Origin of the sequence: Labedella gwakjiensis (assembly GCF_003014675.1) — a bacterium.
Taxonomy (GTDB): domain Bacteria; phylum Actinomycetota; class Actinomycetes; order Actinomycetales; family Microbacteriaceae; genus Labedella; species Labedella gwakjiensis.
This window is the reverse complement of record NZ_PYAU01000001.1, coordinates 3,796,773-3,810,838: the sequence shown is the minus strand read 5'-3', so window position 1 is coordinate 3,810,838 and position 14,066 is coordinate 3,796,773. Positions and strand designations below refer to the sequence as shown.

The window sequence follows — 14,066 nt, the reverse complement described above, 5'->3', positions numbered from 1 at the left end:
TCGTGGCTCTCACTATCGGAATCGTCGGTCTCCCCAACGTCGGCAAGTCGACGCTCTTCAACGCGCTGACGAAGAACGACGTCCTCGCGGCGAACTACCCGTTCGCGACGATCGAACCGAACGTGGGTGTGGTCAACCTTCCGGATCCCCGCCTCGACGTGCTCGCCGGGATCTTCGGCAGTGAGCGCATCCTGCCGGCCACGGTGAGCTTCGTCGACATCGCCGGCATCGTGCGCGGCGCGAGTGAGGGGGAGGGGCTCGGCAACCAGTTCCTCGCCAACATCCGCGAGGCCGACGCGATCGCGCAGGTCGTCCGCGGATTCGTGGACTCCGACGTCGTGCACGTCGACGGTGCCGTCGACCCGAAGTCCGACCTCGAGACGATCGGTGCCGAGCTCATGCTCGCCGACCTGCAGACGCTCGAGAAGGCCGCCACGCGGTACGAGAAAGAGGTCAAGGGGCGCAAACTCGACCCATCCGTGCTCGAGACGGCGAAGGCCGCAATCGAGTCGCTCCAGCAGGGCACGCTCCTCTCGGCCACCTCGCTCGACCTCGCTCCGTTGCGCGAACTCGGTCTGCTCACCGCCAAGCCGTTCATCTTCGTGTTCAACGTGGACGAGTCGATCCTCACCGACGAGTCCAAGAAGGCCGACCTCGCCGCCCTCGTCGCCCCTGCGAACGCCGTGTTCCTCGACGCGAAGATCGAGTCGGAGCTCATCGACCTCGACCCGGAGGACGCCGCAGAGCTGCTCGCGTCGACCGGTCAAGACGAGTCGGGCCTCGACCAGCTCGCCCGCGTGGGCTTCGAGACCCTCGGCCTGCAGACCTACCTCACGGCCGGTCCGAAGGAGTCGCGCGCCTGGACCATCCCGAAGGGCGCCAAGGCGCCCCAGGCGGCCGGCGTCATCCACACCGACTTCGAGAAGGGCTTCATCAAGGCCGAGGTCATCTCGTTCGAAGACCTCGTCGAGACCGGCTCCGTCGCCGAGGCCCGCTCCAAGGGCAAAGCCCGCATGGAGGGCAAGGACTACACCATGCAGGACGGCGACGTCGTGGAGTTCCGCTTCAACGTGTAGCTCGCCGGATCTCGAGACTGCCCCATCTGCTTCGGCAGGTGGGGCAGTCTTTGTCATGAGTCGGGCTGGGTCCGCGGCCCCACGTGATCTACGATCCCCCCATGACGAATCTTCAGGGTGCGGTTGTCCTCGTTGTGGGTGCCACCGGCGGGCTCGGCTCGCGGATCGCCGATCAGCTGGAGAGCAACGGCGCCGTCGTCGCCCGATCGTCGAGGTCTGCTGGGCACGATCTGCGGGAACCCTCTGTGATTCGGGAGGTGCTGGAGACCACGCATACGCAGCACGGTCGGCTCGACGGGCTCGTGGTCGCGTCCGGGGTCGTCGCCTTCGGAGCGGCATCCGAGCTCGAGACCACCACGGTGGACGAACTGTTCGCTGTGAACACGACGAGTGCGATCCAGCTCATCGCCCAGAGCCAGTCCTACCTCGCGGCCTCGGCACAGGACGGCCGGGAGCCCTTCGTTGTGACTCTCAGCGGTGTCGTCGCCGAGACGCCCGTCGCCGGTCTGGCCGCGTACTCGGCGTCGAAGGCCGGGCTCGCGGCCTTCGTCGTCGCCGCGGCGCGCGAGTATCGCCGGTCGGGCATCCGAATCCTGGACGCCCGCCCGGGCCACACGGGCACCACGCTGTCCGAGCACCCGATCGCCGGGACGGCGCCGCGATTCGGAGCGGCCCTGGACCCGGACCAGGTCGCAGCGCGGATCGTCACCGCGATCGTCGATGGCGAGAAGGATCTGCCCAGCACCGCCTTCTAGGCTCGGCCGAGGTGCCGCAGTTGAGCGCTCACGAAGGTCGTGGATCCCGGCGTGGGTCGTTCCTGACGGCGGGGGCGCCGAAGCCGCCTGGCGGATCCGGACCCGGCCGTGAGGACCTGAGCGCGACGGAGCTGCAGAGGTGGTGCGAGCCGGGGTCAACCGGCGTCTGCTCAGGATCAGTCCGTAGACTCGTCGCGTGCCGTATCCCTGTGCCCGCCTGACTCGCTCGCGAGCCCGTCGAGCGACCGCGGTGCACAAGCGACGGCTGCTGACGAAGCGAGCGAGCGGCACGAACGGCTGGATGAGTTCCTGGGGAACGAACGCGCACGGCGAGATCGCCGGCTGCCCGCCCCCACGCGCCTGACGCCCCGCCGATCACGGAACCGGGGCGCTCTCGAACGACATCCCCTCCGATCGAACGGTCCGTCATGCCTTCTGCCCCCGCGCCTGCTTCTTCCCCTACGCCTGTCTCAAGGCAAGCCCGCCCGTCTCTCTGGCGCGGACTCCACCAGACACTGAAACAGGACGCTGTCGGTGGCGTGCTCCTCCTCGGAGCGACCGTCCTCGCCCTCGTCCTCGCGAACAGTCCAGCTGCCCCCGGTTATCAGGCCCTCCGTGAGTTCACGTTCGGACCGGAAGCGCTCCACCTCGACCTGAGCGTCGCCTCGTGGGCGGCCGACGGGCTGCTGGCCATCTTCTTCTTCGTGGTCGGGCTCGAATTGAAGGAGGAGTTCGTCCTCGGAAAGCTCCGCAACCCGCGGAGCGCCGCCGTACCGATCGCCGCAGCGGTGGGCGGGGTGGTGGTGCCCGCCGTCATCTTCACGATCATCAACCTCAACGCGGGCCCGGACGCTCTCCGGGGGTGGGCCATCCCGGCGGCGACCGACATCGCGTTCGCGGTCGCCGTCATCGCGGTCGTCGGGAAGTTCCTCCCCCCGGCCCTGCGCACGTTCCTGCTGACGCTCGCCGTCGTGGACGACCTCCTGGCGATTACGATCATCGCGGTGTTCTACACCGACGACCTCTCGTTCCTCCCGCTGGGGCTCGCCCTCATCCCCCTCGCGCTCTTCGCGATCGCGGTCCAGCGCGGGATCCGCTCGTGGTGGCTCCTCCTCCCGCTCGCCTTCGCGACCTGGACACTCGTTCACGCGGCCGGCATCCATGCGACGGTCGCGGGAGTCCTCCTCGGCTTCGTCGTGCCGGTCGTCGCCACGAAACGGGCCCGCGTTCGTGTCGGTACCGACTCCGACGGTGCCCCCGTCTACGAGGGCCTCGCCGCACGCTTCGCGGACCGGTGGAGCACCGTGTCAACGGGCGTCGCCGTGCCCGTGTTCGCCTTCTTCTCCGCCGGCGTCGCCGTCGGTGGGGTGTCGGGACTCGTCGAGTCGCTCACCGACACGATCGCGCTCGGAGTCATCGCCGGGCTCGTCCTCGGCAAGGCCATCGGCATCACCGGCGCGACCTTCCTCATCACGCGGGTGCGCGGCATCACCCTCGATCGTTCGATCGCCTGGATCGACGTCCTCGGTGTCTCGTTCGTGGCGGGTATCGGCTTCACCGTCTCGCTCCTGGTAGGCGAGCTCTCCTTCGGGGTCGGCACGGCCGAGGACGCCACCGTGAAGGTCGGCGTGCTCGCCGGTTCGCTGCTGGCCGCGACCATCGGGGGGATCATCCTCGGCCGACGCAGTGCGATCTACCGGAAGACGACGGAGCGGCCCACCGTCGTCGAGGAGGATGCGGCGCGTCACTGAGCGCCCGATCTCGACGTGGCACCTCGCGTATCGCGGGGCGCCGCGCTGACCTATGCTTGCTCGAGGTGAGCCGGGAAGTCTGGTCGGCGTGACTCCCAACGCGCCATCGGAAGAAGCGGACCCATGAGATCGTCGACAGGCCGAACCGCGAGACCGCCCCTCGACATCCGGCCCCGATCGGTCGCACACCGGACGAGTTCGTGGATCGGCGATGCGGCGAAACGCACACCGGCACGGACAGCTGCCCTCGTGTTCGTCCTCGCCGCCGGGGTGTTCACCGCCCTCCTCACGATGCCTGCAGCGGCGGCCGATGGACGGTCCACCCCGTTGCACGATGCGATGTTCACCGCGGTGTCCGCCGTCACGGTGACGGGGCTCGTGACGGTCGATACCGCGACGCACTGGTCCTTCCTCGGCCAGGTCATCATCCTCGCCGCCATCCAGACCGGCGGGCTCGGCATCGTCACGATCGCCCTCCTCCTCGCTCGAGCGGTGAGTCGGCGACTCGGGGTGAAGAGCAAAGTCTTCGCGCAGCAGAGCATCGGATCCTCCGGTCTCGGCGAAGTCGGCAGCCTGCTGCGGATCGTCGTCCTGACCACTCTGGCCATCGAGGCGGCACTCGCCGTGGTGCTCGTGCCGCGATTCATGATGGTGGACGACACCTGGTGGGAAGGACTCTGGCACGGGGTCTTCTACTCCGTCTCCGCCTTCAACAACGCCGGATTCGCCTCCAATGTCGGCGGCCTGGCCGCATACGGTTCGGACCCGTGGATCCTCACGCCGATCATGGTCGGAGTCTTCGTCGGCAGCTTCGGGTTCCCCGTGTTCCTCACGATCATCACGCATCGGTTCAATCGAGTGCGATGGACTCTCCACACGAAGCTCACCTTGTCCGTGACGACCATCCTCCTCGTGGTGGGTGCGCTCATCTGGGGAGTGCTCGAATGGTCGAATGACGACACGGTGGGTGACATGAGCGTGGGGGACAAGGTCTTCCACTCGCTCTTCGCCTCCGTGATGATGCGCTCGGGAGGATTCGCGCTCACCGACACCGGTGCATCGCACCCGGCCACTCTTCTCGCCACGGACGCCTTGATGTTCGTCGGCGGAGGCTCGGCCTCGACGGCCGGCGGTATCAAGGTCGCGACGATCGCCGTGCTCTTCCTGGCGATCATCGCGGAGGCGCGAGGCGACCGTCACGTCCGTGTCGCGAACCGGACGATCCCGGACGGAACGCTCCGTCTCGCCATCAGCGTGACGTTCCTCGGGGCGACCCTTGTTCTCACGGCGACCGCGCTCCTCATGCTCGTGACGGACACGCCGCTCGACCGCATCCTCTTCGAGGTGATCTCGGCCTTCGCCACCTGCGGTCTGTCCGTCGGGCTCAGCGAGGAGCTGCCGCCGTTCGGCAAGTACGTCCTGAGCGCATTGATGGTCGCCGGCCGTATCGGACCGGCCGGCCTCGCCGCCGCACTGGCAGTGCGACAGCGGAACCTGCTCTACGACGTGCCGGAGGAACGTCCGATCATCGGCTGAGCGGTCGTCTCGGCGTCAGAGACTGCGTTCGAGCAGCGCCTCGCCGATCGATTGGTCCACCACGTCGGAGAGGTGGAGGACTTCGCCCGTCGTGATCGGCGGTCGAGCGTCCGCCATGGCGACGAGACGTTCCGCCACGATCACGTCGTCCGACGGCACCGGCACCATGAGCGCGTTCACGACGAGATCGGCGCCGAACGACGTCGCCGCGCGCAGCACCGCCTGGCGCAACAACGACTCGGTCTTCTGACGGAGCCGCTTCTCCACGTGCCCCTGGCCGTCGTACGTGACGAGAACCAGCGTGGAACGCGGTCGCGACGGCCCCTCGACGAGACCCGTGAGGATCGAACCGATCACGTCAGCTCCACCACGGCAACGCGGGTCGTCGGAGGTCAGGTGGATCTGGGCGACGACAAGGGTCATCGCGCAGTCGCGGACCCGACCGGCTTCGTCGATGGTCTCCGCTCGGACGATGTGCACGTCGTGTTTCGCGAGGACGACGGCGAGCGTCGGCGGGAGGCCCTCGTGAACGACCACGAGCGAGGGGGAGGGGGAGGGGGGATGCATAGCGCTGCCTTCCGTCGGAAAGAGCGACCGTCCTCGATCGCCCGCCGACCAGACTTCCCGGCACACCGCGGGGAACGATACCCCGGATGCGCACCGGATTCCAGGACATCCGGTCGTGTCCGGTCGCTCGCGAAGAAGCGTGACGGCAGGACACGACCGTTCCGTCGCAACCCGACGCCGGGAGGCACGCGAGGCCGGTCGCGTCGACCTCACCCCGCCGCGCGGCGGATGTGCTCGGCGATCGTCTCCTCGACCTCCGGGGTCAGAGTGATGAGCGCGAACGACGTGACCCACAGGTCGCCGTCGTCCAGCCGGGCCGCCTCCTCGAAGCCGAGCGTCGCGTAGCGCGTCGTGAACTTCGAGGCGGCCTTGAAGAAGACGACGACCTTGCCGTCGGCGTCGGTGTACGCGGGAAAGCCGAACCAGGTCTTCGGCACGAGCTGCGGAGCGACCTCCGAGACGATCCGGTCGATGCCCTCGGCGAGGGCGCGGTCGTCGTCCGGCATCGCCTCGATCGCCTCGCGCACGGCCTTCGCTCCGGCCTCGCGCGTCTTGCCGGCCTTGGCCTCGGCGCGCAGCTCGGCGGCGCGCTGCTTGACGGCCTCGCGTTCCTCGGCGGACAGACCTGCGGTCTTCTCGGCCATGTCGTTCTCCTTCTCCGGTGGTGGGACGGCCGATGTGGGCCTGACCCTCACGGTACGACCGATCGGCCGGGTCTGCTTCTCCGATCCTGACCGATGAGGTGCCAGCACACCGCGAGGCCGACCGGCGCCCCGTTGCAGGCGTCCGCGAGCGGATGGCACGCTGAGGGTCCGAACGGACGGAGACTGATGGACACCGACGTGATCGTGATCGGCGCGGGACTCGCCGGGCTGCAGTGCGCACGGCACCTGGAGCGGGAGGGTCGCCGGGTGATTGTGCTCGAGGCGAGCGACGCCGTCGGCGGTCGGATCCGGACGGACACGGTGGAAGGCTTCCAGGTGGACCGGGGCTTCCAGGTGCTCAACCCGGCCTACCCGGCTCTGAAGGACGGCATCGACGTCGACGCGCTCGACCTGCAGTCGTTCGGGGTCGGCGTGGTCGTCCGCGACGGCGATACGACGGATACGCTCGCGCACCCGCTCCGCCACCCGGAGCACCTGTTGTCCACGCTCCGCAGCCGGCACACGCCGCCGGCCGACCTGATCGCTCTCGCCCGCTGGATCGGACCGACGCTCCTCCGGACGAAGCGGCCGGCGCGCACCGCGACGGACGAGACGCTGCGTACGTCGCTCGACGCAGCGGGATTCACGGGGAGGCTCCGCCGCGACGTGCTCGACACGTTCCTCGCCGGCGTCCTCTCGGACAGCACCGGTGGGAACTCCGCCCGCTACGTGCGGCAGCTGGTCCGCTACTTCGCGCTCGGGGCACCCGGGCTCCCGAGTGCGGGGATGCGGGCGCTCCCCGAACAGCTCGCCGGCACCCTGTCCGAGCCGGTCCGGCTCGGCGCCGCTGCGCGGCAGGTACGCGAGACACCCGATGGCGTCGAGGTGGCGACGGATGACGGCGTGCTGCGTGCGCGGGCGGTCGTCGTCGCCGTCGGACCGCAGGATGTGGCGGGCCTCGTGGATGTCGCCGTTCCCGCGACCCATGCGCTGACGACGTGGTGGTTCCGCGCCCCGAGTCGCCCGGCCGGCGGGCGCTTCCTCACGATCGATGCGTCGCGCGCCGGTGGCGGCCCGGCCGGGCCGATCTGGAACACGGCCGTGATCTCCGACGTCGCACCGACCTACGCGCCCGCCGGCGAGCACCTCGTGCAGGCGACCACGCTGCTCGACCGCCCGGACGGCCTCGCGAACGAGTCGGAGATCCGCCGCGACCTCGAGCGCCTCTACCGGACGTCGACCAGGGACTGGGACGTCCTCGCCCACCACGTCGTTCCACACACCCTTCCCTCCCAGCCGCCGCCCTTGACCGACCGCGGGCCCGCCTGGGTGGGGGAGCGCACCACCGTGGCGGGAGACCACCGGGAGAGCGGATCCATCCAGGGGGCCCTCGTCTCAGGTGCCCGCGCGGCGGGTGCGGTGCTGTCGCGACTCGGGTGACCGCGCAACCCGGCTGGTCTGCGATGGTCCCCGACCTATCGTGAGGGCATGAGTTCCGGCCCCTCCTTGAGACTCGTGTTGCCGCACCAGCTCTTCGACGTCCACCTCGAGGCTCCAGACGACACCGTGTTCGTGCTCATCGAGCACGATCTGCTCTTCCGCCAGTACCGCTTCCACGCGCAGAAGCTCGTCCTGCACCGGGCATCGATGGATCGCTTCGCTCTCCGCCTCCGTCAGCGCGGATTCGACGTCGAGCACCTCCGCAGCGAGGCGGACCGGGGATCGAACCGGCAGCTGGCGGACCTCGTCCGGAAGCTCGACCCCGCGCTCGTGACCTGGTTCGACGTGGTCGACGACTGGCTCGAGCGCGACCTGCTCGCGGCGCTCGCCGAGGGTGGCTACCGGATGCAGCGCAGCGACGTCATGGAGACGCCCAACTTCCTCACCGACCGCGAGGACATCGACGACTGGTTCGCCCGCAACGACGCGCGCATGCAGAACTTCTACGTGTGGCAGAGGAAGCGCCTCGACGTGCTCCTCGACCACGGGAAACCCGTCGGCGGGAAGTGGTCGTTCGACGCGGACAATCGGAAGAAGCTGCCGAAGGGTTACCGGCCGCCGACCGTCGAGCGGTTCGCCGATCACCCCGTGTTCCGCGAGTCGGGGACCCTGGACATCGGTGGTTCCGACCGCGAGGTCGCCGACGAGGTCTCCGCAGCGATCACCTGGGTCGCCGCCGAGTTCCCGGACAACCCGGGCGACCCGCATCTGTTCGCCTGGCCGACGACGGCGGACGAGGCTCGCGAGCACCTCCGCGAGTTCGTCCGCGAGCGGTTGGACGACTTCGGTCCATACGAGGACGCGATCTCGGCGACGCACCCCTTCATCAACCACGGGTTGCTCACGGGGCCCCTCAATATCGGTCTGCTCGACCCGCGGGAGATCCTCGACGCGGTCCTCGAGGGCGCGCACGAGGACACCCCGCTCGCCTCGCTGGAGGGGTTCGTCCGGCAGATCATCGGCTGGCGCGAATACATGCGGGCGACGTACCGCACGCAGGGTCGCCGGATGCGCACGTCCAACGTGCTCGGCCACGAGCGGACCCTCGACCCCGGCTGGTGGGACGCGACCACCGGACTCGCGCCCGTCGATCTCGTCGTCTCCCGCGTGCTCGACACCGGCTACGCCCACCACATCGAGCGCCTGATGGTGCTCGGCAACGCGATGTGCCTGCTGCGCATCCACCCCGACGCGGTCTACGAGTGGTTCATGGAGCTCTTCATCGACGCGTACGACTGGGTCATGGTGCCGAACGTCTACGCCATGAGCCAGTTCGCGGCCGGTGATCGGATCACGACCAAGCCCTACGTGTCGGGCAGCAACTACCTCCGGAAGATGTCGGACCTCCCGACGGGCGGGTGGGTACCCGACTGGGACGCTCTGTACTGGGCCTTCATCGAGGACCACCGCCCGGTGTTCGCATCCAACCCGCGCAGCACCATGGTGGTCTCGCTGCTCGACAGGATGGACGCGGAGAAGCGCGACGAGCACCGTCGGCGGGCCGACGTGCTCCTCGGTCGGTCGTGAGCACCTGCGCACCTGAGCACCGGGGCGAATGAGAGGATGACGACATGAAGGCCAAACTGATCAACTCCCGCGGGATCACCGTCGCGGTCGTCGAGGACGACGGACCCGAGATCGTCTACGAGGGCGTCACGTACCGTGCAATCGACGCCGGGCATGAGGACGGCGGGGCGACTCCGGGCGACGCCGCCGACCCGTCGTTCTACGAGGTCACGGACGCGTAAGTGGTGTGGTGACAGCGGAGACGGACACTCCCGTCTCCGCCCATCATGTCTCCGCCCATCACGTCTCCGCCCATAACGTCTCTGCGCGTCAACGGGGGGTGCCGGTCGCCGAGTCCCGCCTACGCTCGTGACGCGCCGATCTCTCCGTCGGTCCCGATCCGACGAAGGAATCCCCATGTTCATGCGACTCGCCCTGCCCTTCCTCCTGAACTTCGCCCGACGGCTGTTCGGCGACCAGAAGCAGACGAAGAAGGGCCGCTCGTCGAGGTCCACCCGCTCGAAGCGGTCGTCGCGTCGGGGCTCGCGCCGCCGCTGACGTCCGCGCTGCCGCTGACATGCAGAACCGCCGGGGCACCAGGTCGATCCTGGTGCCCCGGCGGTCACTGCGGCAGCCGTGCGTGCTCCGATCAGCCGATCGGGGTGGGGTTCGTCGGGTTCGGCGGCACGGGGAGCGAACCGTTGATGCGGTTCTGCGCCTGGCATTTGCTGGTGCAGTTCGTCGCACCGGCCGACAGCTCGATGGCGTCCTCGCCGAGAACACCGCCGAGGCGTCCGCCGGGCTCGACGATCCACTTCGTGACGGTTCCGCTCTGGAACGTCTTCGTCGCGACCTGAGGGCTGTCCTTGCCGAGGAGCATCTGGTGCGCGTTCGCACCCGAAGCGACCGCGTCGACTCCGTTGCCGAAGTTGATCTTGCCGGTGAACTCGTTCACGAAGTAGAACAGGCCGGAACCCAGGGTGTGGACGAGTTCGATGGGGCCGGCGAACTCCGGCTCCATCTGGAAGATGCCGCCCTGCGCGCCGTCCTTCGCCTGGATCTTGAGCTTGCCGGCCGAGGTCGTGAAGATCGCCACGACGCTGTCGTCCTTCACCTCGAGCTTCGACAGTCGGACACCGGAGCGCTGGGCGGCGGTGAGAGTGGGCACCTTCGATGCGAAGACGACCGTGGGCGATGTCACCATCCGCTGCGTGTCAGGCGCCCCCGTGAGCGTGTAGTCGTAGACGCCGAGCGTCGCGGGGTCGATCGTGAAGCGGTTGTTCCGCCCGGACACCGTGATGCGACCGGAGACGGCGATGTTCTGGACCTTGACGTCCTTCCCCGCCGCCGGGTTGTAGGTCACGCCGTTCACGGTCACGGCGTAGTCGCCGCCGGCCGAGGTGGTCTTCGCCTGGGCGGCACCGCCGCCGAGGATGATGCCGGATGCCACGACGAACGCCGCGGTGACGACCACTGCGCGACGGGCGATGGAGATGCTGCTCATGATGGCCTCGATTCGTTGGGGTGAGCAGGACCCACTCTCCTGAGCGGCCGGCGGGCCGGACAATCCGACGTTGGTACTACGACCATCGATCACTGGTGGACGTGGCCTCCTCCCGGCGATGCTCGGAGGAGACCACCCGGAGCGACGTTTGGAGACGACGACCTCGCGGTCCACAATGAGCGAAAGGAACACATCATGAAGAATCGGATCCTCCTCGGCGCTGGAGCCCTCGTCGTCGTCGCCGTCCCCGCCGTGCTGGGTCTATGGGGCAACGCCTCCTTCGCCGAATCGGTGCCGGTCCGGGTGCCGACGCAAGCGGTGACGTCGACACCCTCCCCATCCGAGTCGGCGGACGACCGCGGCGGCGACGTGTCGCGCGACGACCGCACCGAGCCGGGTGACGACCGCGACGTCCAGGGTGGGACGTCGCCATCGACATCGCCCTCGCCGAGCCCGTCGGCGGATGACCATGGCGGCGACGACAACGGGACAGACGACAACGGGACCGGCGACAACGGGACCGACGACGTCGGCGACGATCACGGCGGCAGCAGCGGCAGTGATGACAGCGGCAGTGATGACAGCGGCAGTGATGACAGCGGCGGCGACGAGCACGGTGGCAGCGGGACCGACGACAGTGGCCACGGCGGCGACGACCGCTCCGGCGGCGGAGAGGACGACTGAGTGACGGCGGGCCGCACGGAGTCGGGCGTCGACGAGATCCCCTGGATCACGCTCGTCGACGCGGGTGACCGCGACGCTGAGGCGTCGCGGTCGCCTCGTGCGCGCTCCATCGTCATCCGCCTCGCGGCGGGCTTCGTCGTCGTGCTCGTCGTCGTGGCCCTCTTCGCCACGGTCGCCGCTCAGTGGCTCGCCGAACGGGAGGCGGTCAACGATGCCGCCAACGTCACCGACGTCCTGGCGGAGGCCGTCGTCCAGCCGGCCCTCACATCGGCCCTCGTCGACGCCGACACCGACGCCATCGCCGCGTTCGACGAGGTCGCTCGAGATCAGCTCCTCGGTGCCGGGGTGGTGCGTGTGAAGATCTGGAGCGCCGACGGACTCGTCCTCTATGCGGATGAACCGCAACTCATCGGGCGCACGTTCGACCTCGACGATGCGCAGGAGGAGGCGCTCACCACCGCGACGACGCGGGCGGCGGTCTCCGACCTCTCCGAAGAGGAGAACGAGTTCGAGTCGGGGTCGCGGCTCCTCGAGGTCTACCGCCCGGTGTGGGCGCCGGACGGTCGTGAGCTCCTCTTCGAGGTGTACCTGCCGTACGAACCGGTCGCCGCTCGTTCCGCGGATCTCTGGCGCGGTTTCGCCGGCGTCACGACGAGCAGTCTGCTCCTCCTCGTCGTGGCCACGGCCCCGATCGTCTGGGGGTTGCTCGGCCGGCTCCGCCGCGAGGAGCGACGCCGCGCCGATCTCCTCCAGCACGCGGTGGACGCCTCGGACGCCGAGCGTCGCCGGATCGCGGGGACGCTGCACGACGGTCCCGTCCAGGAGCTCGTCGCCACGAGCCTTGCTGCGGAGAGCGCGGCCGACGCGGCAGCTCGCACCGGCGACGGCGGATCGGCCGAGCACATGCGCACCGTCGCGGCCTCGGTCCGCGGCAACGTCCGCGCGCTGCGGTCACTGCTCATGGACATCTACCCGCCCAGTCTCAGCGCGGCCGGACTCGGCCACGCCCTCCACGATCTCGCCGCGACGGCGCGTGCTCGTGGAGTGACGGTGGAACTCGATCTGCCGGCATCCCTCGACGACCTCGCCGCGAGCGACGAGCAGCTGCTCTACCGCGTGGCGCAGGAGGCGCTCCGCAACACCGTGACGCACGCGGCTCCGTGTACCTCACTGATCCGAGTGCGTCGCGAGGACGCCGACATCGTCCTCGAGATCGCGGACGACGGCCCGGGCTTCGATCCGAGCATCCTCCGGGAGGCACCCACGGGTGGCCACCTCGGGACCCGCGTCATCGTCGACCTGGCAGCCCACGCCGGAGCCGAGTTGTCCGTGGCCTCCGCGCCCGGGTTCGGCACGCGGTGGCGGCTCCGCCTCGCAGCCGACCGCCGTCGGACGGACGGCGTACCGACGTCGGACGTGCGATGATCCGGGTGATCGCGGCGTCGAGCCGTGTTCGGACAGGAAGGGACTCACTGCCGTGGAGTGGGAAGGAGGTCGACCGATGATCCGGGTGATCGTCGTCGACGACCATGCGATGGTGCGCGAGGGACTCGTCTCCGTGCTCGGCGCGGACGGAGACGTCGAGGTCGTCGGGTCGGCGAGCAACGGCGCCGACGCGCTCGAGCTCGTCCACGAGACACGGCCGGCGGTCGTCGTCATGGACCTGTCGATGCCCGTGATGGACGGGGTGGAGGCCACACGCCTGATCTGCGCCCAGCACCCCGACTCGCGCGTGCTCGTTCTCACCTCGTTCTCCGATCGGGACCGGGTGAGCCGCGCGGTCGCCGCCGGCGCCGCCGGGTACCAGCTCAAGGACGCGGAACCCGCCGACCTCCGCGCGGCCGTCCGCGCCGTCGCCGCGGGGCACGCTCCCCTCGACCCGCGCGTGGCCGGCGTCCTCCTCCCCACGCGGGCGGCGGCCGGTCCGTTGAGCACGCGGGAACGCGAGGTCGTCGCCCTCGTGGCCACGGGCCTCGCGAACAAGCAGATCGCGACGGCCCTCGGCATCACCGAACGCACGGTCAAGGCCCACCTCGGCAGCATCTTCCGCCAACTCGGCGTGGCCGACCGCACGAGCGCGGCTCTGTGGGCACGCGACAATCTTCGCGGAGAGGAGCACACGGATGCCGGTTGACCTGCGCCTCGAGGGTTCCGTGGTGCGAGACATCCCGTCGTTCTACGACGAGGTGAACAGGGTGTTCATGGCGGGGGAGTCCTGGCGTCTCGGCCAGAGTCTCGATGCTCTGAACGACATGTTGTACGGCGGCTACGGGGCGCTGCGAGGACGATCGGGGGCGCGCATCGTGTGGGCCGATCACGAGGTGAGCAGACTGGGTCTCGGTCGTGAGACGACGATCGCCTACTACACGGCGAAGCTCGCGCGGCCCGACGCCTTCAACGCCGATGCCGCGCGGACGGCGCTCGCCGATCTGCGGGAGGGTGCGGGTCGTACCTACTTCGATATCGTGCTCGAGATCTTCGCGGACCACCCCGAACTGCACCTCGATCTCGCGTAAGGCCTCGAGAAAAGCGGACTGAGTCCG

Annotated in this window: 15 protein-coding genes; 12 read left to right on the top strand and 3 right to left on the bottom strand. The window is 69.2% G+C overall.

Annotation, left to right across the window (positions count from 1 at the left end; genetic code table 11):
• The first annotated feature begins 2 nt into the window (after nucleotides 1-2).
• From ychF to CLV49_RS17935, 4 genes are all read left to right on the top strand, one after another.
• Nucleotides 3-1,076, top strand: a complete 1,074-nt coding sequence (gene ychF, locus CLV49_RS17950; protein ID WP_106564763.1) for a redox-regulated ATPase YchF — start codon at nucleotides 3-5, stop codon at nucleotides 1,074-1,076.
• A gap of 101 nt (nucleotides 1,077-1,177) precedes the next feature.
• Nucleotides 1,178-1,831 carry an SDR family NAD(P)-dependent oxidoreductase gene (locus CLV49_RS17945; protein ID WP_106564762.1) on the top strand — a complete coding sequence of 218 codons (654 nt, stop codon included), beginning with the start codon at nucleotides 1,178-1,180 and terminating at the stop codon, nucleotides 1,829-1,831.
• 428 nt (nucleotides 1,832-2,259) lie between these two features.
• Nucleotides 2,260-3,582 carry a Na+/H+ antiporter NhaA gene (nhaA, locus tag CLV49_RS17940; protein WP_106564761.1) on the top strand — a complete coding sequence of 441 codons (1,323 nt, stop codon included), beginning with the start codon at nucleotides 2,260-2,262 and terminating at the stop codon, nucleotides 3,580-3,582.
• 123 nt (nucleotides 3,583-3,705) lie between these two features.
• Nucleotides 3,706-5,118, top strand: a complete 1,413-nt coding sequence (locus tag CLV49_RS17935) for a TrkH family potassium uptake protein (protein ID WP_106564760.1) — start codon at nucleotides 3,706-3,708, stop codon at nucleotides 5,116-5,118.
• A 15-nt stretch (nucleotides 5,119-5,133) separates the two neighbouring features.
• Here the strand turns inward: CLV49_RS17935 and CLV49_RS17930 are convergent, their stop codons facing one another.
• Nucleotides 5,134-5,685, bottom strand: coding sequence for a hypothetical protein (locus CLV49_RS17930; RefSeq protein WP_106564759.1), 552 nt, complete (start codon nucleotides 5,683-5,685; stop codon nucleotides 5,134-5,136).
• Between the two features lie 209 nt (nucleotides 5,686-5,894).
• On the bottom strand, nucleotides 5,895-6,329 hold the full coding sequence (locus CLV49_RS17925) for a hypothetical protein (protein WP_106564758.1): 435 nt from the start codon (nucleotides 6,327-6,329) through the stop codon (nucleotides 5,895-5,897).
• 186 nt (nucleotides 6,330-6,515) lie between these two features.
• On the opposite strand from CLV49_RS17925, the gene CLV49_RS17920 reads away from it, so the two are divergent.
• The 4 genes from CLV49_RS17920 (at nucleotide 6,516) to CLV49_RS18390 (ending at nucleotide 9,893) form a co-directional block, all read left to right on the top strand.
• A complete protein-coding gene (locus tag CLV49_RS17920; protein ID WP_106564757.1) occupies nucleotides 6,516-7,769 on the top strand; it encodes a flavin monoamine oxidase family protein in 1,254 nt (417 codons plus the stop codon).
• A gap of 48 nt (nucleotides 7,770-7,817) precedes the next feature.
• Nucleotides 7,818-9,356 carry a cryptochrome/photolyase family protein gene (locus CLV49_RS17915; RefSeq protein ID WP_106564756.1) on the top strand — a complete coding sequence of 513 codons (1,539 nt, stop codon included), beginning with the start codon at nucleotides 7,818-7,820 and terminating at the stop codon, nucleotides 9,354-9,356.
• Between the two features lie 44 nt (nucleotides 9,357-9,400).
• Nucleotides 9,401-9,577 (top strand): hypothetical protein, encoded by a 177-nt coding sequence (locus tag CLV49_RS18395; RefSeq protein ID WP_158262004.1) that lies wholly within the window; start codon nucleotides 9,401-9,403, stop codon nucleotides 9,575-9,577.
• A gap of 175 nt (nucleotides 9,578-9,752) precedes the next feature.
• Nucleotides 9,753-9,893: a hypothetical protein gene (locus tag CLV49_RS18390; protein ID WP_158262003.1), complete on the top strand. Its 141-nt coding sequence runs from the start codon at nucleotides 9,753-9,755 to the stop codon at nucleotides 9,891-9,893.
• A gap of 91 nt (nucleotides 9,894-9,984) precedes the next feature.
• Here the strand turns inward: CLV49_RS18390 and CLV49_RS17910 are convergent, their stop codons facing one another.
• Complete coding sequence (locus CLV49_RS17910) at nucleotides 9,985-10,839, bottom strand: hypothetical protein (RefSeq protein ID WP_106564755.1); 855 nt, start codon at nucleotides 10,837-10,839, stop codon at nucleotides 9,985-9,987.
• 195 nt (nucleotides 10,840-11,034) lie between these two features.
• Here CLV49_RS17910 and CLV49_RS17905 point away from each other — a divergent pair, with 195 nt between their 5' ends.
• From CLV49_RS17905 to CLV49_RS17890, 4 genes are all read left to right on the top strand, one after another.
• Nucleotides 11,035-11,523 carry a hypothetical protein gene (locus CLV49_RS17905; protein WP_106564754.1) on the top strand — a complete coding sequence of 163 codons (489 nt, stop codon included), beginning with the start codon at nucleotides 11,035-11,037 and terminating at the stop codon, nucleotides 11,521-11,523.
• Nucleotides 11,524-12,948, top strand: a complete 1,425-nt coding sequence (locus CLV49_RS17900) for a sensor histidine kinase (RefSeq protein WP_106564753.1) — start codon at nucleotides 11,524-11,526, stop codon at nucleotides 12,946-12,948.
• A gap of 76 nt (nucleotides 12,949-13,024) precedes the next feature.
• On the top strand, nucleotides 13,025-13,657 hold the full coding sequence (locus CLV49_RS17895; RefSeq protein WP_106564752.1) for a response regulator: 633 nt from the start codon (nucleotides 13,025-13,027) through the stop codon (nucleotides 13,655-13,657).
• Complete coding sequence (locus CLV49_RS17890) at nucleotides 13,647-14,039, top strand: barstar family protein (RefSeq protein WP_106564751.1); 393 nt, start codon at nucleotides 13,647-13,649, stop codon at nucleotides 14,037-14,039. Before CLV49_RS17895 ends, CLV49_RS17890 begins: the two co-directional genes overlap by 11 nt.
• Nucleotides 14,040-14,066: the final 27 nt, after the last annotated feature.

Coding starts and splice junctions, on each gene's coding strand:
- CLV49_RS17945 (WP_106564762.1), top strand. CDS start 1,178: ATGACGAATCTTCAGGGTGCGGTTGTCCTCGTTGTGGGTGCCACCGGC.
- nhaA (WP_106564761.1), top strand. CDS start 2,260: ATGCCTTCTGCCCCCGCGCCTGCTTCTTCCCCTACGCCTGTCTCAAGG.
- CLV49_RS17935 (WP_106564760.1), top strand. CDS start 3,706: ATGAGATCGTCGACAGGCCGAACCGCGAGACCGCCCCTCGACATCCGG.
- CLV49_RS17930 (WP_106564759.1), bottom strand. CDS start 5,685: ATGCATCCCCCCTCCCCCTCCCCCTCGCTCGTGGTCGTTCACGAGGGC.
- CLV49_RS17925 (WP_106564758.1), bottom strand. CDS start 6,329: ATGGCCGAGAAGACCGCAGGTCTGTCCGCCGAGGAACGCGAGGCCGTC.
- CLV49_RS17920 (WP_106564757.1), top strand. CDS start 6,516: ATGGACACCGACGTGATCGTGATCGGCGCGGGACTCGCCGGGCTGCAG.
- CLV49_RS17915 (WP_106564756.1), top strand. CDS start 7,818: ATGAGTTCCGGCCCCTCCTTGAGACTCGTGTTGCCGCACCAGCTCTTC.
- CLV49_RS18395 (WP_158262004.1), top strand. CDS start 9,401: ATGAAGGCCAAACTGATCAACTCCCGCGGGATCACCGTCGCGGTCGTC.
- CLV49_RS18390 (WP_158262003.1), top strand. CDS start 9,753: ATGTTCATGCGACTCGCCCTGCCCTTCCTCCTGAACTTCGCCCGACGG.
- CLV49_RS17910 (WP_106564755.1), bottom strand. CDS start 10,839: ATGAGCAGCATCTCCATCGCCCGTCGCGCAGTGGTCGTCACCGCGGCG.
- CLV49_RS17905 (WP_106564754.1), top strand. CDS start 11,035: ATGAAGAATCGGATCCTCCTCGGCGCTGGAGCCCTCGTCGTCGTCGCC.
- CLV49_RS17895 (WP_106564752.1), top strand. CDS start 13,025: ATGATCCGGGTGATCGTCGTCGACGACCATGCGATGGTGCGCGAGGGA.
- CLV49_RS17890 (WP_106564751.1), top strand. CDS start 13,647: ATGCCGGTTGACCTGCGCCTCGAGGGTTCCGTGGTGCGAGACATCCCG.